The organism is Mycobacterium colombiense, from assembly GCF_001672755.1.
GTDB lineage: Bacteria > Actinomycetota > Actinomycetes > Mycobacteriales > Mycobacteriaceae > Mycobacterium > Mycobacterium colombiense_C.
In genome coordinates, this window is sequence record NZ_LZKI01000142.1 from 1 (window position 1) to 691 (window position 691).

Below are 691 nucleotides of genomic sequence, written 5' to 3' on the forward strand. Positions count from 1 at the left end.
TTTCTAGACGACACCATGGGCTACACGTGCGCTTATTTCGAGCGCGACGACATGACCCTCGAAGAAGCCCAGATCGCCAAGATCGATCTGGCGCTGGGAAAGCTGAAGCTCGAGCCCGGGATGACGCTGCTGGACATCGGTTGCGGCTGGGGAGCCACCCTGAAGCGCGCCATCGAGAAATACGACGTCAACGTCGTAGGCCTGACGCTGTCGGAGAACCAGGCCGAACACGTGCAGAAGTCCTTCGACCAGATGGACACCACCCGCACCAGGCAGGTGCTGCTGGAAGGCTGGGAGAAATTTCACGAGCCGGTGGACCGGATCGTCTCCATCGGCGCCTTCGAGGCATTCAAGATGGAGCGCTATTCCGCATTTTTCGAACGCGCCTACGAGATTCTTCCCGATGACGGCCGGATGCTTTTGCACACGATTTTGGCGTATTCGCAGAAGCAGCAGCATGAGCGTGGCGTTACGATCACGATGAGCGATTTGCGATTCATGCGATTCATCGGTCAGGAAATCTTCCCGGGCGGCCAGCTACCGGCGCAGGAAGACATCTTCAAGTTCGGTGAGGCGGCCGGCTTCTCGATCGAGCGGGTGCAACTGCTGCAGAAGCACTACGAGCGGACCCTGAACATTTGGGCGGCCAACCTGGAAGCCAACAAGGAGCAGGCGATCGCGATTCAGTCCC

Annotated in this window: 1 protein-coding gene; it reads left to right on the forward strand. The window is 58.9% G+C overall.

Annotation, left to right across the window (positions count from 1 at the left end; translation table 11 throughout):
* A partial coding sequence (locus A5708_RS19585; protein ID WP_155766085.1) for a cyclopropane mycolic acid synthase family methyltransferase occupies positions 1 to 691 on the forward strand: 691 nt, incomplete at both ends.